Annotated in this window: 17 protein-coding genes and 1 riboswitch; of the genes, 11 read left to right on the forward strand and 6 right to left on the reverse strand. The window is 65.6% G+C overall.

Annotated features, from left to right (window positions below):
* Positions 1–61 precede the first annotated feature (61 nt).
* Positions 62–1,717, forward strand: coding sequence for an energy-dependent translational throttle protein EttA (gene ettA / locus ACQY4V_RS12485; protein ID WP_428512147.1), 1,656 nt, complete (start codon positions 62–64; stop codon positions 1,715–1,717).
* 434 nt (positions 1,718–2,151) lie between these two features.
* Positions 2,152–2,874, forward strand: a complete 723-nt coding sequence (locus tag ACQY4V_RS12490) for a TIR domain-containing protein (protein ID WP_428512149.1) — start codon at positions 2,152–2,154, stop codon at positions 2,872–2,874.
* 34 nt (positions 2,875–2,908) lie between these two features.
* Here ACQY4V_RS12490 and ACQY4V_RS12495 read toward each other — a convergent pair whose 3' ends face one another.
* Positions 2,909–3,232 (reverse strand): BrnA antitoxin family protein, encoded by a 324-nt coding sequence (locus tag ACQY4V_RS12495; protein ID WP_428512151.1) that lies wholly within the window; start codon positions 3,230–3,232, stop codon positions 2,909–2,911.
* 149 nt (positions 3,233–3,381) lie between these two features.
* Between ACQY4V_RS12495 and ACQY4V_RS12500 the strand changes: the two genes are divergently transcribed.
* Together ACQY4V_RS12500 and ACQY4V_RS12505 are read left to right on the forward strand one after the other, a co-directional pair.
* A complete protein-coding gene (locus ACQY4V_RS12500) occupies positions 3,382–4,548 on the forward strand; it encodes a geranylgeranyl reductase family protein (protein WP_428512153.1) in 1,167 nt (388 codons plus the stop codon).
* A gap of 117 nt (positions 4,549–4,665) precedes the next feature.
* Complete coding sequence (locus tag ACQY4V_RS12505; RefSeq protein ID WP_428512155.1) at positions 4,666–5,229, forward strand: L,D-transpeptidase; 564 nt, start codon at positions 4,666–4,668, stop codon at positions 5,227–5,229.
* A gap of 153 nt (positions 5,230–5,382) precedes the next feature.
* Here the strand turns inward: ACQY4V_RS12505 and ACQY4V_RS12510 are convergent, their stop codons facing one another.
* Positions 5,383–6,060: an arylesterase gene (locus ACQY4V_RS12510; protein ID WP_428512157.1), complete on the reverse strand. Its 678-nt coding sequence runs from the start codon at positions 6,058–6,060 to the stop codon at positions 5,383–5,385.
* On the opposite strand from ACQY4V_RS12510, the gene ACQY4V_RS12515 reads away from it, so the two are divergent.
* The 3 genes from ACQY4V_RS12515 to ACQY4V_RS12525 all read left to right on the forward strand — a co-directional run bounded on the left by ACQY4V_RS12515 (position 6,059) and on the right by ACQY4V_RS12525 (position 10,261).
* A complete protein-coding gene (locus tag ACQY4V_RS12515) occupies positions 6,059–6,757 on the forward strand; it encodes an ABC transporter ATP-binding protein (protein WP_222452692.1) in 699 nt (232 codons plus the stop codon). The genes ACQY4V_RS12510 and ACQY4V_RS12515 overlap by 2 nt on opposite strands.
* The gene (locus ACQY4V_RS12520; RefSeq protein WP_428512159.1) at positions 6,754–9,255 is read left to right on the forward strand and encodes an ABC transporter permease; all 2,502 of its coding nucleotides are present in this window, start codon (positions 6,754–6,756) and stop codon (positions 9,253–9,255) included. The genes ACQY4V_RS12515 and ACQY4V_RS12520 overlap by 4 nt, the downstream gene beginning before the upstream one ends.
* A gap of 94 nt (positions 9,256–9,349) precedes the next feature.
* Positions 9,350–10,261, forward strand: a complete 912-nt coding sequence (locus ACQY4V_RS12525) for an inositol monophosphatase family protein (RefSeq protein WP_428512161.1) — start codon at positions 9,350–9,352, stop codon at positions 10,259–10,261.
* A 354-nt stretch (positions 10,262–10,615) separates the two neighbouring features.
* On the opposite strand, the gene gcvP is transcribed toward ACQY4V_RS12525, so the two are convergent.
* The 3 genes from gcvP to gcvT form a co-directional block, all read right to left on the reverse strand.
* On the reverse strand, positions 10,616–13,468 hold the full coding sequence (gene gcvP, locus ACQY4V_RS12530; RefSeq protein ID WP_428512163.1) for an aminomethyl-transferring glycine dehydrogenase: 2,853 nt from the start codon (positions 13,466–13,468) through the stop codon (positions 10,616–10,618).
* A gap of 154 nt (positions 13,469–13,622) precedes the next feature.
* Positions 13,623–13,982 (reverse strand): glycine cleavage system protein GcvH, encoded by a 360-nt coding sequence (gene gcvH / locus ACQY4V_RS12535; protein WP_428512165.1) that lies wholly within the window; start codon positions 13,980–13,982, stop codon positions 13,623–13,625.
* A 17-nt stretch (positions 13,983–13,999) separates the two neighbouring features.
* Positions 14,000–15,124 (reverse strand): glycine cleavage system aminomethyltransferase GcvT, encoded by a 1,125-nt coding sequence (gene gcvT / locus ACQY4V_RS12540; RefSeq protein ID WP_428512167.1) that lies wholly within the window; start codon positions 15,122–15,124, stop codon positions 14,000–14,002.
* Between the two features lie 158 nt (positions 15,125–15,282).
* Positions 15,283–15,367: riboswitch (glycine riboswitch) on the reverse strand.
* A gap of 132 nt (positions 15,368–15,499) precedes the next feature.
* On the opposite strand from gcvT, the gene ACQY4V_RS12545 reads away from it, so the two are divergent.
* Positions 15,500–16,090, forward strand: coding sequence for a gamma-glutamylcyclotransferase family protein (locus ACQY4V_RS12545; protein WP_428512169.1), 591 nt, complete (start codon positions 15,500–15,502; stop codon positions 16,088–16,090).
* 449 nt (positions 16,091–16,539) lie between these two features.
* Positions 16,540–18,645, forward strand: coding sequence for a methyl-accepting chemotaxis protein (locus tag ACQY4V_RS12550; protein WP_428512171.1), 2,106 nt, complete (start codon positions 16,540–16,542; stop codon positions 18,643–18,645).
* 81 nt (positions 18,646–18,726) lie between these two features.
* On the opposite strand, the gene gltX is transcribed toward ACQY4V_RS12550, so the two are convergent.
* The gene (gene gltX, locus ACQY4V_RS12555; protein ID WP_428512173.1) at positions 18,727–20,052 is read right to left on the reverse strand and encodes a glutamate--tRNA ligase; all 1,326 of its coding nucleotides are present in this window, start codon (positions 20,050–20,052) and stop codon (positions 18,727–18,729) included.
* Between the two features lie 193 nt (positions 20,053–20,245).
* On the opposite strand from gltX, the gene ACQY4V_RS12560 reads away from it, so the two are divergent.
* Positions 20,246–21,160 (forward strand): MBL fold metallo-hydrolase, encoded by a 915-nt coding sequence (locus tag ACQY4V_RS12560; protein WP_428512175.1) that lies wholly within the window; start codon positions 20,246–20,248, stop codon positions 21,158–21,160.
* A 39-nt stretch (positions 21,161–21,199) separates the two neighbouring features.
* Positions 21,200–21,595: a metallopeptidase family protein gene (locus ACQY4V_RS12565; protein WP_428512177.1), complete on the forward strand. Its 396-nt coding sequence runs from the start codon at positions 21,200–21,202 to the stop codon at positions 21,593–21,595.
* Positions 21,596–21,644: the final 49 nt, after the last annotated feature.

The following is a 21,644-nucleotide window of genomic DNA, read 5'->3' on the forward strand; positions in this document are numbered from 1 at the left end:
TTCGCCGCCCGGCGCGGTTACATGGGCCGCAACGCACCCCTTTTCGAAAAGAGCACGGACCATGGCAGCCTACCAATACGTCTACCACATGCAGGGCGTCTCCAAGACCTACCCCGGCGGCAAGAAATGCTTCGAGAACATCCATCTCAGCTTCCTGCCCGGCGTGAAGATCGGCGTCGTCGGCGTGAACGGCGCCGGTAAATCCACCCTGATGAAGATCATGGCCGGCCTCGACACCGATTACACCGGCGAGGCATGGTCGGCCGAAGGCGCCAAGGTCGGCTACCTCCCGCAGGAACCCCAGCTCGACGAAAGCCTCACCGTGCGCGAAAACGTCATGCTCGGCGTCGCCGCTCACAAGGCCAAGCTGGAACGCTTCAACGAACTGGCCATGAACTACTCGGACGAGACCGCCGACGAGATGGCCGCCCTTCAGGACGAGATCGACAGCAACAACCTCTGGGATCTCGACAGCCAGGTCGACGTCTCGATGGAGGCGCTGCGCTGCCCGCCTGACGACGCCGACGTCACCACGCTCTCGGGCGGTGAAAAGCGCCGCGTCGCGCTCTGCAAGCTGCTGCTCGAAGCGCCCGACATGCTGCTGCTGGACGAGCCCACCAACCACCTGGATGCCGAAACCATCGCCTGGCTGCAACAGCACCTGATCGACTACAAGGGCACCATCCTGATCGTCACCCACGACCGTTATTTCCTCGACGACATCACCGGCTGGATCCTCGAACTGGACCGCGGCCGCGGCATCCCCTACGAGGGGAACTATTCCGCGTGGCTGGAACAGAAGGCCAAGCGGCTGGAGCAGGAAAAGCGCGAGGACAAGTCCAAGCAGAAGACCCTCGAACGCGAACTCGAATGGATGCGGCAGGGCCAGAAGGCCCGCCAATCGAAACAGAAAGCCCGGATCGAACGCTACAACGAGCTGGCCAACCAGTCCGAGCGTGAAAAGGTGGGCCGCGCCCAGATCGTCATCCCCAACGGCCCCCGCCTCGGCGGCAAAGTAATCGAGGTCGAGGGCCTGCAAAAGGCCATGGGCGACAAGCTCCTGATCGAGGATCTGACCTTCTCGCTGCCCCCCGGCGGCATCGTCGGCGTGATCGGCCCCAACGGCGCCGGTAAATCCACGCTCTTCAAGATGTTCACCGGGCAGGAGCAGCCCGACAAGGGCGAGCTGTCCTATGGCGACACGGTCGAATTGTCTTATGTCGACCAGTCCCGCGACGACCTCAAGGACAACGAGACCGTGTGGGAGGCCATCACCGGCGGCGCCGAGATCATCCAACTGGGCGACGCGCAAGTGAACTCCCGCGCCTACTGCTCGTCCTTCAACTTCAAGGGCGGCGACCAGCAGAAAAAGGTCTCGCTCCTGTCAGGCGGCGAACGCAACCGCGTCCACATGGCAAGGCTTCTCAAGGAAGGCGGCAACGTCCTCCTGCTCGACGAGCCCACCAACGACCTCGACGTCGAAACCTTGCGCGCCCTGGAAGACGCGCTGGTGGACTTCGCCGGCTGCGCCGTAGTCATTTCCCACGACCGCTTCTTCCTCGACCGCATCTGCACGCATATCCTGGCCTTCGAAGGCGAGGCCCACGTGGAATGGTTCGAAGGCAACTTCGAGGATTACGAGGAAGATAAGAAGCGCCGCCTCGGCCCGGATGCGCTGGAACCCAAGCGGATCAAGCACAAGAAATTTGCGAGGTGACATCTGGCTTGCAGCCAGATGTCACCAGTGCGCGAAAGCGTTTCCGCAGGAAATGCGTGCGCACCCCGTCAATCTGCCGGGAACTGACCTGATCCCCCGTCCCGGGCTTGACCCGGGACCTCCGGACCCCAAGATTCTCGGATCAAGCCCGAGGATGACGTAGGGTGGGTGAAAACCCACGCGTTCTCGCAAATAAAGCCGCGCGCTCGCCAGACCGCGGGCAGGCGACCCGACAAGCATTCAGCGCCCTTTATCCCCGCCAATTCCGCAAAACCTGCAATCGAAGCGCCCACGTCCCCCAATCGCCAGCCCGGGGGGCGGTCTGGCGATCGCGCGGCGGCGCTTCGCGCCTTGATTCCGCGCGACAACAGCGTAACTTCGCGGATGAGCGAAAACCGCACGCACAGATCAGCTAATAGTAATACGAGGTACTAATGAAGTTTCACGGTGATCACGATGAACTGGTAGCGCGTTTTGAAGCCGTCGGACTGACCGGTGATTGGCAAACAAAACCAAACAACTGCTTTCGCCTGGTCACCAAAACTAAGGGTGGTGTGAATTGGTCTGCAAATAAGGGAACACTTTGGTTCGATGGTCCGCCAGCCGAGAAGGCCAAGGTAGAAAAACTAACGGCCCAAGCCATTGAAGACGGAGAAGGCGCCGTCGAAGTACCCGACCAAGAAAAATCCACTGTCTTCGTTGTTCACGGGCACGACTCTGCTGCTCGCGAACAACTTGAACTGGTACTTCACAAGCTGGGTCTCGACCCATTTGTTCTACAAAATTCGGATGGAGGCGGCCTTACCATCATCGAAAGTCTTGAAAAGATGATTGGCAAGAATGCGGAAAGTTCTTTCGGGATCGTTCTGATGACCCCAGACGATATGGGATACGCGAAGTCTCAGGGAGAGGAGGAGACTAAGCCCCGGGCTCGGCAAAACGTAGTTTTGGAAATGGGCATGCTACTAGCTTCTTTGACGCGCGATAGAGTTGTGATTCTCCAAAAAGGATTTGTCGAAACTCCTTCTGACGTCGCCGGCATCATATATCTCGGTTTCAATGAACACGTGAAGGAAACGATTCCCAAACTTGTTGGCAGACTTCAGAAAGCTGGCTTCGAGATACCAGCAGAAAAAGTTGCCGCAGCGTCAAGTTAGCCGAACAACGTTGCGACGCCAAACTTAGTTCTCGCTACCCCCCCATCCCAACCCTCTCCCGCAAAACCTCCTCCAACCTCACCTCCTTCGCCAGATGCATCTGCATATACGTCGCCAGCAGCCGGTTGATCCGCCCCTGGTACCCCTTCCCCATCGCCCGGTAGAACCGCGCCACCGACCGGTCCAGGTAGAGCGTCACCTTCTCCTTCGGCTCCTCCACCGGCACGTCCATCTCCAGCGTGTGCCACGCCTCCGGGATCTCCTCGGCGATGGTGTCGGGGATCCAGCTTTCCTGTTGCAGATAGATCAGGCTCTGCATCAGGCTGGCACGGGCGGCGCGTTCGGTCTTGGTGGGCATGTCGGGCTCCTCTGTGGCGAGCCCGCATCCTCGACCAAACCCCTTACCAACACTTAACCCCACCGCACCGTCGCATTACCACCCGGATACCGACGCGATACCGACACGTCTTTTCGCCCCCCTCGGGATGCTCTATCTGACCTCTCACGATGCCCGATTTCGACCTTGTCATCCTCGGCGCCGGCCCCGCCGGTACAGCCGCCGCCATGCAGGCGCGCCGCCTCGGCCTCACCGCCGCGCTGGTGGACAAGGCGGAGTTTCCGCGCCCCAAGCTCTGCGGCGGGCTGGTCACCGGCCGCTGCGCCGCGCACCTGGCCGAGATCTTCGGGATCGGGATCACCCCCGACCTCTTCGAGACCCGCCGCAACTTCGAATTCCACCTGCACGATCAATCACTTGGAACGCTCGAAGACGTCCCACCCCTGCACCTGACCATGCGGTGGGATTTCGATCACCGCCTGCTGCAAGAGGCCCTTGCCGCCGAGGCCGCCGACTATACCGGCCAGCGCGTCGAGACGCATGATATCAAGGCGCGCCGCCTCACGCTGGCCAGTGGCGAAACCCTCGGCTACCGCCTGCTCATCGCCGCCGACGGCGTGCAAAGCCCCACCGCCAAGGCCCTGTTCGGACAGCCTTTTTCCCAGAACACCATCGGTTTCGCGCTGGAAATCGAAGGCCCCTCGCAAGCCCCGACCGAGGCCACCCCCATCCGCATCGACTTTGCCGCCGCCAACTGGGGCTATGGCTGGTCGTTCCCCAAGAAACAAAGCACCACCATCGGCCTGGGCGGCCTGCACGCCCGCAACCCGCAGATGAAGGCCCACCTCGCCGCCTATCTCGCCAAGCTCGGCACCGGCCAGACCGCCAAAGTCAAAGGCCACTTCCTGCCCTTCGGCGCGCCAAAGCCCATCCCCGGCAAGGGCAATGTCCTGCTCGTGGGCGACGCCGCGGGCCTTGTCGATCCGATCACCGGCGAGGGGATCGGCCACGCCATCCACTCCGGCGCGCTGGCCGCCCGTGCTGCGAAAATTGCGCTGGATCAGGGGGATACCGGCCGCGCCCTGCCCCTTTACACAACGGCAACAAAGCCGATCCGCCGCGCCATCGCGCAGGCCCGGATGCTGCGCCCGCTGATTTTCTCAAAGCCCCTGCAACCGTTCTTCGCCCGCACCTTCGCCGGCTCCACGACGCTCAAGCGCGATTACATGCATCTGCTCTCGGGCGACATGGAGTATCCCGCCCTTCTGCGCCGCACCGCCCTGCGCCTGCCTCGCGCGGCATTTCGTTACCTCTCTGCCGCAGCTTCGGGAAACTGAGACTTGACGAGCACAGAATCACTTGCCCTTCTGATATTCACTTGTTTTTGATTTCTAAATGCTCATGTGGCGGAATATCGCCATATTCACCTGCCGCCGTTCCGAGGGGAAGAAAACATGATGAATCGCCGCCAATTCGTGGCCACCGCCGCCGCGGCCGCCACTGCGCCCGCCCTGCCCGCCGCCGCGCAATCGTTCCAGATCGATCCGAAATACATGCCGCAGGATGTGAACATCTCGGCCAGCTATGCGCCCGGCCAGATGCTGATCCTGCCCAAGGCGCACTTCCTCTACCTGATCACCGAGCAGGGTCGCGCCCGCCGTTACGGCGTGGGCGTCGGCAAGGCCGGGCTGGAATTCACTGGCCGCGCCACCATCGACGTCAAGAAAAAGTGGCCCACCTGGCGCCCGACGCAAGAGATGATCGAGCGCGAGCCCAAGACCTACGCCAAGTTCAAGGGCAACGACTACGTTCAGCCGGGCGGCAAGGGCAACCCCTTGGGGGCGCGCGCGCTGTACCTGTTCCAGAACGGCCGTGACACGTATTTCCGTATCCACGGCACCACCGCGCCGCGCTCAATCGGTCGGTCGGTGTCCAACGGATGCATCCGCATGATCAACGAGCATGTGATCGACCTTTACGAGCGCGTGCCGCTGGGCACGGTGGTCACGGTTCTCTGAGAACCTGCGCGGCACCAAGGCGCGGCTTGCCGCGCCGCCGCGCAATCGACGGGCCGCCTGCGCCAGCCGCCAAACCTCCCGTCCCGGGCTTGACCCGGGACCTCTTCCTCGGGTTCGGACGGAGATCCGGCCAAGCAGGAAAGCCCCGCGCCCTCACTCCACCCGCTCGGCCAAGTCCGCCACTGCAGGCCCCATCGCCTCCACGATCCGGTCGACCCCCTCGGCATTGGGATGGATCCCGTCCGACTGGAAATACCCCTGCAACTCGGACGGATCGCCCTCTCCCAACCCCTTGAAGAAGCTCTCGAAATAAAGCGCGCCGAACTCTTGCGACAACTCTGGATACATCGCGTCGAACGCCGCCTTGTAATCCGGCCCGAAATTCGTCGGCGCCTGCATCCCCACCAGCAGCACGGGCAGGTCCCGCCCCTGGGCCACCTCCAGGATCGTCCTCAGGTTTGCCCGTGCCTGCCCCGGGTCCAGCCCGCGCAGCATGTCGTTACCGCCCAGCGCCACGATCATCGCGTCGACCTCGGGCGTCAGGCTCCACTCCACTCGTGACGCGCCGCCCGCCGTGGTGTCCCCCGACACGCCCGCGTTGATCACCTCTGCGGCCACATCGTTCTCCTGCAACCAGTCCTGAAGCTGCGGCACGAACCCGTCCGCCTGCGCCAGCCCATACCCCTGCGTCAGGCTGTCGCCCAGCGCCAGGATCGTCACCGGCTCTTCACCAAATGCCGGTAAACCAAGGAAAACAAGCGCCGCGACCTTGCCCGCCAAGGCACGGACCCCATATGTGAAACGACCAAAAAGAGACAGGCAAAACCCCATGACAGACCCCGTGTTATCGCTGCGCGAGGCGGCATTATCGCTGCAAGGCAATGCCGGCCCCGTCGAGATACTTGAGGCGATCAGCCTCGATGTCCACCGCGGCGACACGCTGGGGCTGGTGGGGCCGTCGGGCTCCGGCAAATCCTCGCTGCTGATGCTGATGGGCGGGCTGGAACGCGCCACCGGCGGCACGGTCACGGCCCTGGGGCACGACCTCACCACCATGTCCGAGGATGCCCTCGCCCGCCTGCGCCGCGACCATATCGGTGTGGTGTTCCAGTCCTTCCACCTCATTCCCACCATGACCGCGCTGGAAAACGTTGCCACCCCGCTGGAGCTTGCCGGCGCGCCCGACGCCTTCGCCCGCGCCGAGGAGGAACTGACCGCATTGGGCCTCGGCAAGCGTCTGAACCACTATCCCTCGCAGCTTTCGGGCGGCGAGCAACAGCGCGTCGCACTCGCCCGCGCCGCCGCCCCGCGCCCCGATATCCTGCTGGCGGACGAACCCACCGGCAACCTCGACAGCACCACCGGCACCGCCATCATCGACCTGCTCTTCGGGCTGCAGGAACGCCACGGCGCCACGCTGGTCCTCGTCACCCACGACCCCGGCCTCGCCGACCGCTGCGCCCGCGTGGCCGAGCTCAGCGACGGCCACCTCACCGAGCGTCAGCCCCCCAAGGCCCGCACCGCATGAAACTCCGCCTCGCCGCACGCCTCGCGGGTCGCGAACTGCGCGGCGGCCTGCACGGGTTCCGCATCTTCCTCGCCTGCGTGATCCTGGGCGTCGCGGCCATCGCCGCCGTTGGCACCGTGCGTGAAAGCATCGCCGAAGGCCTGGCGCAGGAAGGCGCCACGCTCCTCGGCGGCGACGCCGAAATCGAGCTGACCTATCGCTTCGCCAACGCGCAAGAGCTTGCGTGGATGCAGGACACCGCCACGCAGGTCTCCGAAATCGCCGATTTCCGCTCCATGGCCGTCTTCGGCGAGGAACGCAGCCTGACGCAAGTGAAAGCCGTCGACACCGCATATCCCCTTGTCGGCACAGTGGAACTCTCGCCCGACATCCCCCTCGACGAGGCGCTGGCCGATGACGGCCTCGTCATGCACCCCACCCTGGCCGACCGCCTTGGCGCCACGCCGGGTGACACCGTCACGCTGGGGTCCAAATCCTTCACCCTGCGCGCCCTCATCGAGCGTGAACCCGACAGCCGCACCGGCGGCTTCGGCCTCGGCCCCCGCACCATCGTCCTGCGCAGCGCGCTGGAAGACGCGGGCCTATTGGAACCCGGCACGCTCTTTTCCTCGCATTACCGCCTCGACCTGCCCCCTGGCACTGACCTCGACGCCACGCGGGCAGAGGCCGAGCAAGCCCTCGAAGGCAGCGGAATGCGCTGGTCCGACGCCCGCAACGGCGCGCCGGGCGTGGCCGAATTCGTCGAGCGTCTCGGCGCGTTCCTGATCCTCGTGGGGCTCTCCGGCCTCGCGGTCGGCGGCGTCGGCATCTCCGCCGCCCTGCGCGCCTATCTCTCGGGGAAAACCCAGACCATCGCCATCCTGCGCAGCCTCGGCGCCGATCAACGCACGATCTTCCTCACCTACCTGATGCAGGTCGCCGTGCTGGGCGTCCTTGGCATCACCCTGGGCCTCGCCCTCGGTGTCGGCCTGCCTGTGCTGCTGTCGCCCATCATCACCGCACAACTGCCCGTGCCCGCCGTCTTCGCCCCCTATACGGGGCCGATGGCCGAGGCCGCGATCTACAGTGCCCTCAGCATCCTCATCTTCACGCTCTGGCCGCTGGCGCAGGCGCGCGATATCCGTCCCGCAGCACTCTACCGCGACGCCGACACCTCCGGCACCATCCCCGGCGCGGTTTTCATCCTGACCACCGCCGCGCTCGTGGCAGCACTCGTCTGGGTAGCCGCATGGTTCTCGGGCAATTCAACCCTCACCTACTGGACCGCAGGCTCCATCGCCGCCGCTCTGGTGGTGCTGGCCCTCGCCGGTCTTGCCCTGCGCGCCGCCGCGCGAAAAATGCGTCCACTCGCCCGGGGCCGCACCGCGCTCGGCTGGGCGCTCGGCGCCATCGGTGGGCCGCGCAGCACCGCCAGCGCCGTGGTCCTGTCGCTGGGCCTCGGCCTCAGCGTGCTCGCCGCCGTGGGCCAGGTCGACCGCAACCTGCGCGACGCCATCACCCGCGACCTGCCCACCCGCGCGCCCAGCTTCTTCTTCGTCGACATCCAGCGCGACCAGATGCCCGACTTCTCGGCCCGGCTCGACAGCGACGAGGGCGTCTCCCGCGTCGACGCCGCCCCCATGCTGCGCGGCATCATTTCCGAGATCAACGGCCAGCCCGCCGCCGAGGTCGCAGGCCAGCACTGGGTCCTCCAAGGCGACCGCGGCGTCAGCTATGCCGCCGCCCTGCCCGAGCGCAGCACCCTCACCGCCGGCGACTGGTGGGGCGAGGATTACGACGGCCCGCCCCAGGTCAGCTTCGCCGCCGAGGAGGCCGAAGAGATGGGCCTGAAACTTGGCGACGAAATCACCCTCAACATCCTCGGCCGCGACCTGACGGCGGAAATCACCTCCTTCCGCGAGGTCGATTTTTCCACCGCTGGCATGGGCTTCATCATGATCCTGAACGAGGCCGCACTGGTCAACGCGCCCCACAGCTACATTGCCACGGTCTACTCGGATGTGGACTCGGAAACCGCGATCCTCCGCGACCTTTCGCGGCAGTTCCCCAACATCACCGCCATCTCGGTGCGCGACGCCGTCTCGCGGGTCAGCGACCTTCTGGGCAGCCTCGCCTCGGCCACCGCCTGGGGGGCCGCCGCCACGCTTCTGACCGGCTTCATGGTCCTGATCGGCGCCGCCGCCGCCGACGCCCGCGCCCGCAGCTACGAGGCGGCGATCCTCAAGGTCCTCGGCGCCAGCCGCGCGCGCATCCTCTGGGGCCTCTCCTTGCGCGCCGCGCTCCTGGGCGCGGCGGCGGGCAGCGTCGCCCTCGGCGCGGGCATCGCCGGGGCCTGGGCGGTCAGCCATTACGTCATGGAAACCTCCTTCGCCGTCGCATGGCACCCCGCGCTCGGCATCGTCGCGGGTGGCGCGCTCATAAGCCTGCTGGCGGGTCTCGCCTTCGCCTTGGGCCCCATCTCCGCCCGCCCGGCACAGGTCTTGCGCAGCCGCGAATAACCGCCCGCGCCGCCCCTGACCCGGTTGCGATCCGGCGCCCGGGATGGCAGGTCACGACCAATCCGAAATCCCCCCGAGTCGAAGGAGCGCGCCCATGTCCGCAACACAGCCGGAAACCCTGCCCATTCCCGTCTCCTCGCCGCTGACGAACGCCCAGAAGGCCGCGCTCATCAACCTCGTCCGCCGCGCGGCGAAGGCCGAGATCATGCCCCGCTTCCGCAACCTCGCCAGTGCCCAGGTCACCACCAAATCCGGCCCCGAGGACCTGGTGACCGAGGCCGATCACGCCGCCGAGGCGATGCTGTCGCGCGGCCTGCAACGGATGTTCCCCCACGCCCTGATCGTGGGCGAGGAGGCCGCCAGCACCGACCCGTCGCTGCGCGGAAAACTGGCCGAGGCCGAACTGGCCTTCATCCTCGATCCGGTCGACGGCACTTGGAACTTCGTCAACGGCCTGGCCATGTTCGGCGTCATCGTCTCGGTCACCCGTTTCGGCAAGCCCGTCTATGGCCTGCTCTACGATCCGGTCATGGACGATTTCATCGCCGCCGAAGAGGACGGCCCGGCCGAAATGACCCGTGCCACCGGCCGCGCCCGCCCCGTCTCGGTCTCGCAAGGCGGCGAGGTGGACGCGCTCTCGGGCTACATGCACTACTACCTCATGGACCGCGCCGTGCAGGCGCAGCTGGCCCCGCTCATGCCGCGCTTCGGCCGCACCGGCTCGCTGCGCTGCTCGTGCCACGAATACCGGATGCTGGCGCAGGGCCACGCCGATTTCCTGCTCTCGTCCACGCTCAACCCGTGGGACCATGCGGCGGGCGTCCTGATCGTCCAGCGCGCGGGCGGCGTGGTGCGCATGATCGACGGGCGCGACTACAACGCCGGCATCGACACCGGCTACCTGCTTGCCGCCCCCGACGAGTCCAGCTGGCAGAAGCTGCACGCGGTGCTCAACCCGCGGCTTGACCCGGCAGCCGAGCCGCCGATGGCAGGAAAAGGCGACTAACCGACGCTCTTTTCACCCATGAATTGAAACGTCACAATCGGGCCATTTTACCGGAACCCGGCCCCGCGCCCGACGTTATCTCCACACTGCATATCGCTCGTATCGACAAGCCTTCGGAACAGGCAAGACGCCGCCCCGAAACGGCCGGCGTGCTGCAACTGTGTCGAATTTTCCGAGATCAGTTTGAACCGACTGACCGGTGGCCGCGACCGACAGGTATTCGTTCCAAGGGTCACTCCCGCCCGACCGAACGAGGGCACTGCCCCTGTCCCGGGCAAGGCCCGATCATTTTAGCGAGTGATTTCAGTACCAAGTAAGGGCGGTCTCCCTCGGGAGGCCGCCCGATTTACGTGCTCACTCCGCCGCCTCGGCATAGGCCTCCATCGGCGGACAGGTACATATCAGGTTGCGGTCGCCATAGGCATTGTCCACCCGGTTGACCGGCGGCCAGTACTTGTCCACCCGGAACGCGCCCGGCGGGAAACAGGCCTGTTCGCGGCTATAGGGCCGGTCCCACTCGCGCACGAGGTCCTCCATCGTGTGCGGCGCGTGTTTCAGCGGGTTGTTCTCGCGGTCCATGTCGCCATCCTCGATGGCGCGGATTTCCTCGCGGATCGCCAGCATCGCGTCACAGAACCGGTCCAGCTCCGCCTTGGTCTCGCTCTCCGTCGGCTCGATCATCAGCGTGCCCGCCACTGGCCAGCTCATGGTCGGCGCGTGAAACCCGCAATCCATCAGCCGCTTGGCGATGTCGTCCACCGTCACGCCCGCACTCTCGGCAAAGGGCCGGGTGTCCAGGATGCACTCATGCGCCACCCGGTCGTTGCGCCCGCGATAGAGCACGTCATACGCCCCCTCCAGCCGCTTGGCGACATAATTGGCGTTCAAAATCGCCACCCGGGTCGCCTGCGTCAGCCCCTCGCCGCCCATCAGCAAAGTATAGGCCCAGCTGATCGGCAGGATCGAGGCCGAGCCAAAGGGCGCCGCCGACACCGGCCCCGGCCCGTCGCTCTCGCCTCTGGGGTCTCCCGGAAGGTGCGGCGCCAGATGCGCCTTCACGCCAATCGGCCCCATGCCCGGCCCGCCCCCGCCATGCGGAATGCAGAAGGTCTTGTGCAGGTTCAGGTGGCTGACGTCCCCGCCCAGGTCCCCGGGTCTCGACAGCCCGACCATCGCATTCAGATTCGCCCCGTCGATATAGACCTGGCCCCCATGCGCGTGGGTGATCTTGCACACCTCCAGCACTGTCTCCTCGAACACGCCATGCGTGCTGGGATAGGTGATCATGCAGGCCGCCAGACTGTCGGCATTGGCCTCCGCCTTGGCGCGGAAGTCGTCCAGATCGATATCCCCGTTGGCGTCGGATTTCACCGGCACCACTTTCCAGCCCACCATCTGCGCGCTGGCCGGGTTGGTGCCATGCGCACTCGTGGGAATCAGGCAGACATTGCGGTGCCCCTCGCCATTCGCCGCGTGATAGGCCGCGATGGTCAACAGCCCCGCATATTCCCCCTGCGCGCCCGAATTGGGCTGCATCGACATGGCGTCATAGCCGGTGATCTCGCACAGCCTGGCACTCAGGTCATCGATCATCACGCGGTAGCCTTCGGCCTGGTCCTTGGGGCAAAACGGGTGCAGCCGCGCGAACTCGCGCCAGCTCACGGGCATCATCTCGGCCGCCGCGTTCAGCTTCATGGTGCACGACCCCAGCGGGATCATCGCCCGGTCCAGCGCCAGATCCCGGTCCGCCAGCCGGCGCATGTAACGCATCATCTCGGTCTCGGCCCGGTTCATGTGGAATATCGGATGCTCCAGATAGCCGCTCCGCCGGTGCATCTCGTCCGGCACGCGGTACTCGGGCGTGAAATCCTCGTCCGTCTTCTCGATCCCGAAGGCCCGCCAGACCGCCTCGATATTCTTCGGTCGCGTCGCCTCGTCCAGCGTGATGCCGACACGGGTGTCGCCCACCCGACGCAGGTTGATCCCCTCATCGACGGCCGATTTCATCACCGCGGCCTGCAACGGGCCCACATCCACCGTGATCGTGTCGAAATAGGCTTTTGGGTCCACCTTGAACCCCGCAGCCTCCAGCCCCTTGGCCAGCCGCACGGTCTTGCGATGGATGCGCTGCGCGATGGCCTGCAGGCCCTTGGGGCCGTGAAACACCGCATACATCGACGCCATGACGGCCAACAGCGCCTGCGCGGTACAGACGTTCGAGGTGGCCTTTTCGCGCCGGATATGCTGCTCGCGAGTCTGCAACGACAGCCGGTAGGCCCGGTTACCATGGGCATCCACCGACACGCCCACGATCCGCCCCGGCATGGCCCGCTTCATCGCATCCTTGCAGGCCATGTAGGCCGCGTGCGGCCCGCCATAGCCCATCGGCACGCCGAACCGCTGGACCGAGCCCACGGCGATATCCGCTCCCATCGCGCCGGGCTCCTTCAACAGCGTCAGCGCCAGAGGGTCCGCCGACACGATCCCGACCGCATTCTCGGCATGCAGCGCCTCCATCTGCGGCGTGAAATCCCGCACATGCCCGTAGGTGCCGGGATACTGCAAGAGCGCGCCAAAGACCTTCTCCGCCTCCATCTTCTCCGGGTCGCCCACGATCACCTCGATCCCCAGCGGCGCGGCGCGCGTCCGCACCACGGCGATGTTCTGCGGATGACAATCGCGGTCGACGAAGAACGCCTTGGCCTTCGATTTGGCCACCCGCTGCGCCGTGGTCATCGCCTCGGCACAGGCCGTCGCCTCGTCCAGCAGGGACGCATTCGCCACCTCCAGCCCCGTCAGGTCGCAGATCATCGTCTGGAAGTTCAACAACGCCTCCAGCCGCCCCTGGCTGATCTCGGGCTGATACGGCGTATAGGCGGTGTACCACGCCGGGTTCTCCAGGATATTGCGCTGGATCGCGGGCGGCGTGACCGTGCCGTGATAGCCCTGCCCGATCAGGCTCACCAACACCTTGTTCTGCCCCGCCACCATGCGCATCTCGTGCATCAGCTCGCGCTCGGACTTGGGCTTGCCGAAATCCAGTTTCCCGGCCTGGCGGATCGACTTCGGCACGGTCTCGTCGATCAGCTGATCGAGGTCCTCGACCCCCAGCGCGGCATACATCTCGGCCATCTCCTCGGGCGACGGCCCGATATGGCGCCGGTTGGCGAAATCGTACGGCAGGTAGTCTGTGGGCTCGAACGGCATGACAATCGCTCCTTGATGTCAGACAAGAGACGGCACCGGGGCGACGCGCGCCGCCCCTGCTTCCTCTGGCCAAAAATATCCCCGCCGGAGGCACAAAAATCCTCCCAGGATTTTTGCAAAAATTTTCCCAAAATTTTGCGCCCGGCGGCACGGATCAGTCGATGAAATCCTTGTAGGCGACTTCATCCATGTAGTCGTCCATCGGCGATGTGTCCGACGGCTTGATCTTGAAGAACCAGCCGTCGCCTTCGGGGTCCTCGTTGACCTTGCTGGGGCTGTCGGCCAGCACCTCGTTGACCTCCACGATCTCGCCATCCAGCGGCGCCAGGATGTCCGAGGCCGCCTTGACACTCTCGATCACCACGATCTCGTCGTCCTTGGTCACTTCCGCCCCTACCTCGGGCAGTTCCACGAAAACGATATCGCCCAGCTGCTCGGCGGCGTGGCTGGTGATGCCGACCGTGACGATGTCCCCGTCCTGGTCCAGCCATTCGTGTTCTTCGGTGTATTTCATGCAAGTCTCCCTGATGTTCAGCGTTTGAAATTCGCGGGCGTGAACGGCATCTCCGCCACCACCACAGGCAGGCGTTTGCCGCGCACCTCACCATATAGCGTGGTCCCGGCCGAGGCATGGCTGGCGGCGACATATCCCATCGACATCGGCACCTCGATAGAGGGCCCGTAGGCGCCCGAGGTCACCTGCCCCACGGCCTCGCCGCCCGTCTCGCTGCCGAAAATCTGCGTCCCGGCCCGCATCGGTGCGCGCCCCTCGGGGCGCAGGCCCACCCGGCAACGCGCCACGCCGTTCTCCAGCTGGTCCAGGATCACCTCCGCCCCGGGAAACCCGCCTTCGAGCTCGCCGCCCCGGCGGCGCGTCTTCTGGATGGCCCAGCTCAACCCCGCCTCCACCGGCGTGGTGTGTTCGTCGATATCCTGTCCGTAAAGGCACAGGCCCGCCTCCAGCCGCAAACTGTCCCTTGCACCCAGGCCCACGGGCTCCACCGCCTCGTGCAACAACAGCGCCCGCGCCAGCGGTTCGGCCTGCGCCTCGGGCACCGAAATCTCAAAGCCGTCCTCGCCGGTGTAGCCAGAGCGCGACACCCACAACTCCCCGTAATCCGAGGTGAAAATGCCGGTATCCAGGAATTTCATGATCTCGCAGCCCGCGGCGATCGGCGCCAGCGCGTCGACCGCCTTCGGCCCCTGCAACGCAATCAGCGCGCGGTCCGTCACCTCGACCACCTCACAGTCCGGCAAACCCTCGCGCATCAATGCGATGTCATCCGCCTTGCAGGCCGCGTTCACCACCACCAACAGGTGATCGCCCCGGTTGGTCAGCATCAGGTCGTCGCGAATGCCGCCCGCATCGTTGGTAAAGAAACCGTAGCGCTGCCGCTTCTCGCCCAGCCCCATCAGGCTCACCGGCACCAGCCGCTCCATCGCCTGCGCCGCGCCGCCATAGCCCGCCTCGTGGCGGATCAGGACCTGCCCCATGTGGCTGACATCGAACAGCCCGGCCTTGTCCCGCGTATGCAGGTGCTCGCCCATCACGCCCAGGCCGTATTGCAGCGGCATCTCGTAGCCCGCGAACCCGGTCATCTTCGCGCCCAGCGCCTTGTGCAGGCCCGTCAGCGGCGTCTCGCGCAGATCACTCATCGGCTCTCCTTCGCATCTCGCACCGGGCACATCTGGCTAGGCAACCGGCATCCGTTCCGCGCACCCTCGTGTCGCGTCCGATGCCCCCTCTGTCCTTTCGCCTGAGATCGCTATCCCTTCGGCGCCGCGGCGCTTGTCCCGCGGTCTCTCCAGAGTCGTCCATCGGCCGGTCCTTGCGCCTGAGAGTTTCCGGGGCGGTTGCTCCTTCGGCACCGGCAACGCCGGTTCTCCCGTTCCGATACTCAAGGAGCGTAGTGACCGCTCCGGGCCTCTGCAAGCAGAATGACGGACCAAGATCACAGTTTGGTCGCCCGCCTTGACCTTTGCCCCCGCACCTGTTGACATCAAGGCGCGAACAGAAAGGCAGAGACCCACGTGCAACCCGGATTCTTCTTCGGCTATGGCAGCCTGGTGAATCGCGGCACGCATGGCTACACGGATGCCCACCCGGCCCAGCTTTCGGGCTGGCGTCGCGCCTGGCGCAAGACGACCCTGCGCGAGGTGGCGTATCTCACGGCCGTGCCCGACACCACCGCCCAGATCGACGGCCTCGTCGCCGGTGTGCCCGGCGCCGACTGGGCCGCGCTCGACGCGCGCGAGCGCGCCTACATGCGCGTGCCGGCCCGCCACCAGGTCCGCACCCACCTGCCCGAAGACGCCGACCTTGTGGTCTTCGCCATCGAGGACGGCCAACACCAGAACCCCGACGCGGTCAGCCCGGTCCTGCTCAGCTATATCGACGTGGTGGTCCAGGGCTATCTGCATGTCTTCGGCGAGGACGGCGTAGAGCGCTTCTTCGACACGACAACCGGCTGGGACGCCCCCATCCTCGACGACCGCCGCCGCCCGCTCTACCCGCGCCACCAAAAGCTCAAGCGAAAGGAAACGGCGCTGGTGAACGACATGCTCGACCGCGTCGGCGCACAGGTACAGCCTGTCTCGACCTTCAGCCCGCTGCGGGACTGAACCATTGCCTTACCGGGCACGGCGGCGCCCGTCAGGCAACCGCCGTCGACGCAACAGGCGGAACCGTCAGACGCGATCCCGCGCCGCCCTCGCCAGAAGTGCAAACAACAGAACGGCAACGATCAGAAGTCCGATCAGTACGATGGCGCTAGACATGTCTCGATCCCAGGCAAGCGGTAGTGGCAGAGCTCTCTCATGAGGTGGAATCGGGCAAGTCAGCAAGCCCGCGCTCGCAGAGCCACGTCAGTGTGTTGCTCAAATACGCGCCCCATCGGCAAAGAAGCACCGATCGGGCGCCAGGGTGCCTCGTTTTTCAGCCAGACTGCGGGGCCGGACCGGGTCCGGCGCCGTGCCGGGCCGAGCTGACTGAACATTCCAACCGATTAACGGGGCGGAAAGGAACGCTGTGTAAGACCAGAGCCTGTCGGAACAGGACTGGAGCTTGATCAGTGCGCCTGCGTGTCGTGATGTTTCTCGTGATTGCGCCGCTCTTTGCAGCGGTCGGATACCTGACATCGGTCGAGGTGGCCCAGAAACGCGCCGATGCCGGCCAGGCCGAGACCTCCCGCATCCTGGCGCATGAAAGCGCGATCGTGGGCGCGCTCGTGCACGAATTGCAAAAGGAACGCGGCTTTTCCGCCGGTCTCATCGCCTCCCGCGGCGCGAATTTCAGGTCCGACCTGTCGCAACAGCGCACCGATTCCGACGCGGCCATCGCCGCCTTCACGTCAGAGGTGTATGCCCTGCGCCGCGCACGGGCCTCCGAAATCGCCCGTGTCAACACGCGGCTGGACCAACTCGAAGACATGCGCAAGCAGGTGGATGCCTTCGGTCTTGCCGTGCCCGACATGGCCGCGTTCTACACCGAGACGATCACCCACCTGCTCGAGCTCGAACGCCCCGTGGCCAGCAGGACGACCCGGGGCGAAACCAACGCCCTGCTGGAGGCGCGCACCCTTCTCAGCGCGGCGAAAGAGGCCGCCGGGCTCGAGCGCGCGATGGGCGCGACCGGCCTTGGCAGCGGCTTCAGACCGGCTGTCTTCAATCGCTACCTGCGCCTGAACGGCGCACAGGAGGCGCTTCTGACCGAAGCCGCCGGCACGCTCGAAGACCCGGAATGGCTGGCCCGGATCAGGGCGTCCGACGCATTCTCAACCATCCGATCCGCGCGCGACCGTATCCTCGCCGGGTCTCGAACCCGCAATTTCGATGGTTTGACGGCGCCGGAATGGTTCGCGATTTCAACAGCCTGGATCGACCTGCTGCGCGCCGAGGAACTGAAACTTTTCGAGGCCGTGCGCGTCAAATCGGCCGAGATCGAGGCGACGGCCGACACCACGCTCAAGCGGTTTGCGATCTTCGGAACGGTGCTGGCGGTCTCGGTCCTGGCCTTCGCCGTGTTCGCCTTCGAGCGGATGATCGCGCGGATCAAGTACCTGATTTCGGTGATCAACAAGTTCACCGGCGGTGACTTCACGGTCTATATCGACGGGATCGACAGCAAGGACGAGCTTGGCCAGATGGCCTCGGCGATCTTCCACTTCAAGCAGGAAACGATCGAGATGCGAAAGGGCGCCGAGGCGCTCAAGGCCGACCAGGAGCGGATCAAGGCCGAACAGGATCAGGTTGTCACGGCCCTCCGCGACGGGCTCAACCGCCTGTCGGACGGCGACCTGGCGCAGCGCTTTGACGCTCCGTTCCCGCAGGAATACGAAAGCCTCAGGCACGATTTCAACACCACCGTTTCCAGGTTGAACGACGCTCTTTGCAAGGTCGTCGACGCAACCCGTAGCATACGCTCGGGCAGCGGCGCGCTCGAGCGATCGTCGGGCGACCTGTCCTTCAAGGCCGAGGAGCAGGCGCAGAATGTCCGCAACACCGCCGACGCGGTAAAGGAGGTCACCTCCAGCGTCAGGGCCGCCTCGCTCGGCGCGGGCGAGGTCCAGCAGACGACCCAGGCCGCGAAGAATGCGGCACTGGAAAGCGATCCGGTCGTCAGGCAGGCCGTCGACGCCATGGAAGAGATTTCCGGCTCGTCCGAGCAGATAGCCCAGATAATTGTCCTGATCGAGGACATCGCGTTCCAGACGAATCTTCTGGCCCTGAACGCGGGTGTCGAGGCGGCGCGCGCCGGCGACGCGGGCCGCGGCTTCGCGGTGGTCGCCTCGGAGGTCCGCGCCCTCGCCCAGCGTTCGACCGAAGCCGCGATGCAGATCAAGACCCTGATCGGCAACGGCTCGCTTCAGGTGAAGAACGGCGTCGAACTGGTCAAAGAGGCGGGCACCGCACTGAAGTCGATCCTCGAAAGGGTCGCGCAGATCGACAAGCTTGTCTCCGACATGGCGAAGGCGACCGAGGAACAGGCCTCGGAACTGGAAAACATCAACACCACCGTCACGCGGGTCGACAACGTGACCCAGGAAACCGCCACCATGGCGGCCGAGGCGCGCACCACGTGCGAGGACCTCAACACCTATGCCGGCCACCTGGAACAGCTCGTCGGTCAATTCAGCCTGACGCGCAGCGAACACGACGGCCTGCCCAGCGCCGCCTGACCTTGCCGCAAAGCACCGAACGGGCGCGCCCGGCGTAGGCTCCGGACCCCGCCTGACCGCCCGCCAGGGCCGACGCGCGGCTCAGCCCTTGGCCTTGATCACCTGCAACAGCGGCAAGACCTGGCTCATGTCCGGCCCGTGATTCTGCCCGGTCAGCGCCTTGCGCAGCGGCATGAACAGGCCCTTGCCCTTGCGGCCGGTTTCCTCCTTCACCGCGTTCGTCCACTGACCCCAGGTGTCGCCGTCATGCGGTCCCTCGGGCAACAGCGCCAGCGCCTGGGCCACGAACTCGCGGTCCTCGTCGTCGATGACCGGCTCCGCCCCGTCGCGGAACATCACCCACCACGGCTCCAGGTCGTGCAGCGTCGTGATGTTCTCGCGCGTCACGCTCCAGAACCGCTCGGCCTGGTCCTCGGGCACGCCCAGCCCGACGATATGCGCCCTCACGTCCGCGAAATCGCGCCCCTGCAACACCCGTGCCGTCAGCGGAAAGAGGTCATTCGCGTCGAACTTCGTCGGCGCCGAACCGAACCGCGAGATGTCGAACCCCTCGATCAGCTCCGCCATCTCGCTGCGCAACTCCACCGGATCGGCCGAGCCCAGCCGCGCCATCAGCGACAACAGCGCCATCGGCTCCACCCCCTGCGCCCGCAAATCGCGTAAGGAAAGCGTGCCCAGCCGTTTCGACAGCGATTCCCCCTGCGGCCCGGTCAGCAGCGAATGGTGCGCAAAACTTGGCACGCTGCCGCCCAGCGCCTCGATGATCTGGATCTGCGTCGCGGTGTTGGTCACGTGGTCCGAGCCGCGCACCACGTGGGTCACGCCCATTTCCGTGTCGTCCACGACCGAGGCCAGCGTATACAAAACCTGCCCGTCGCCCCGGATCAGCACCGGATCGCTGACACTGGCCGCGTCGATCGAGATATCCCCCAGGATCCCGTCGTCCCACTCGATCCGCTCGTGATCCAGCTTGAACCGCCACACGCCATCCCCCCGCTCGGCGCGCAGGGCGTCCTTCTGCTCGTCCGAAAGCCCCAGCGCCGCCCGGTCATAGACCGGCGGCTTGCCCATGTTCAGCTGCTTCTTGCGCTTGAGGTCCAGTTCGGTCGGCGTCTCGAACGCCTCGTAAAAGCGCCCCATCCCGCGCAATGTCTCGGCGGCTTGCGCATAGCGGTCCAGCCGCTCCGACTGCCGCTCCACCCGGTCCCAGGTCAGGCCCAGCCACTCCAGGTCTTCCTTGATTGCGTCCACGTATTCCTGCTTCGACCGCTCGGGATCGGTGTCGTCGATACGCAGGATGAACGTCCCCCCGGCCTTGCGGGCAATGAGGAAGTTCATCAGCGCGGTGCGCAGGTTGCCGATATGGATGTACCCGGTGGGGGACGGCGCGAAACGGGTGGTTGTCATGGGGTGTCTCCTGTTGCCGCGCCAAATGTCACAAGGGGGGTCGCTTGTCCAGTATCACGGGCGTCCCGGCCGCCCGGTCGGACCGCGAGGCCTCACCCCCATGCCTCAATTCCCCGTGAATGGCGCACGGTCCATGCGCGACTTTCCAAGGGCGCGCTATATCTATCCGATCGACAGCAACAGGAGGTTTCACATGTCCACCCCCCTCTCCCGCCGCGGTTTCATCGCCTCGGCCACCGCCCTTTCCGCCGCATCCGCCCTGCCCGCCTGGGCCACCGCGCCGATGCTGGGCGCCGCCACCCCGCCCTTCCGCCGCTTCACCCTGGGCGGGTTCGAGGTCACGACCCTGCTGGCGGGCGAGGCCACGCGCCCCGATCCGCACACCATCTTCGGCCTGAATGTCGACGAAGACGAGTTCGCCGCCGTCTCCGATGCCGCGATGATCCCCACCGACAAGGCGCAGTTCTTCTTCACTCCCACCGTGGTCAACACCGGCTCCGAACTCGTGCTCTTCGACACCGGCCTGAACGCTGAAGGCACGACCGCGGCGCTCGAGGCCGCGGGCTATTCCGCCGACATGATCGACACGGTGGTCATCACCCACATGCACGGCGACCATATCGGCGGGCTGATGGACGGCGACGCGCCCACCTTCGCCAACGCCTCCTACGTCACCGGATCGGCCGAGTTCGATCACTGGTCCGCCGCGGGCGACGACAATTTCGAGGCCAAGGTCCGCCCGCTGGCCGAGCAATTCACCATGATCGGCGACGGCGATGCGGGCTTTTCCGGCCACACGGCGATGGCCGCCTTCGGCCACACACCCGGCCACATGGTCCACATCATCGAAAGCGAAGGCGAAAGCCTGATGATCGCCGCCGATTTCGCCAACCACTACGTCTGGTCGCTCGCCCATCCCGACTGGGAGGTGAAGTTCGACATGGACAAGGCGGCGGCCGCGCAGACCCGCAAGACGCTGCTCGACATGCTGGCCACCGAAAAGATGCCCTTCGTCGGCTACCACATGCCCTGGCCCGCCACCGGCTTCGTCGAGAAATCGGACAGCGGCTATGCCTACGTGCCCAGTTCCTACCAGCTGCGCCTCTGACCGGTTGCACCTTCCGGGCGCGCGGCCTAGATCACATCCATGCCCGCGCCCGACACTTCTCTGGACTGGATGGAAGACGTGGCCCGCCGCACCGTGGCGGGCTTTCCCAATGTCTTTGCCGAGGCCGCGCGGGCCGTCGCCATCCACGTCGCCGACTGGCCCGACCGGGAGATGCTGGACAGCCTCGACATGTCCGATCCGGTCGAGCTGACCGGGCTTTACGATGGCATCCCGATGACGGAAAAGTCGGTCTTCGATCAGCCCACCGGCCCCGATATCGTCTGGCTCTTCCGCCAGCCCATCCTGGCGGAATGGCGCGACCGTGGCGACGTGGACCTGGCCGATCTTGTGGCCCATGTGACGGTGCACGAATTCGCCCACCATTTCGGCTGGTCCGACGACGACATCGCCAGCATCGACCGCTGGTGGGAATAGCGGACCCCGTCCCGGGCTCGACCCGGGACCTCCCGCCGCAAGAGATCCC

Source organism: Roseovarius sp., assembly GCF_965277045.1.
In the GTDB taxonomy this organism is placed as follows: Bacteria; Pseudomonadota; Alphaproteobacteria; order Rhodobacterales; family Rhodobacteraceae; genus Roseovarius.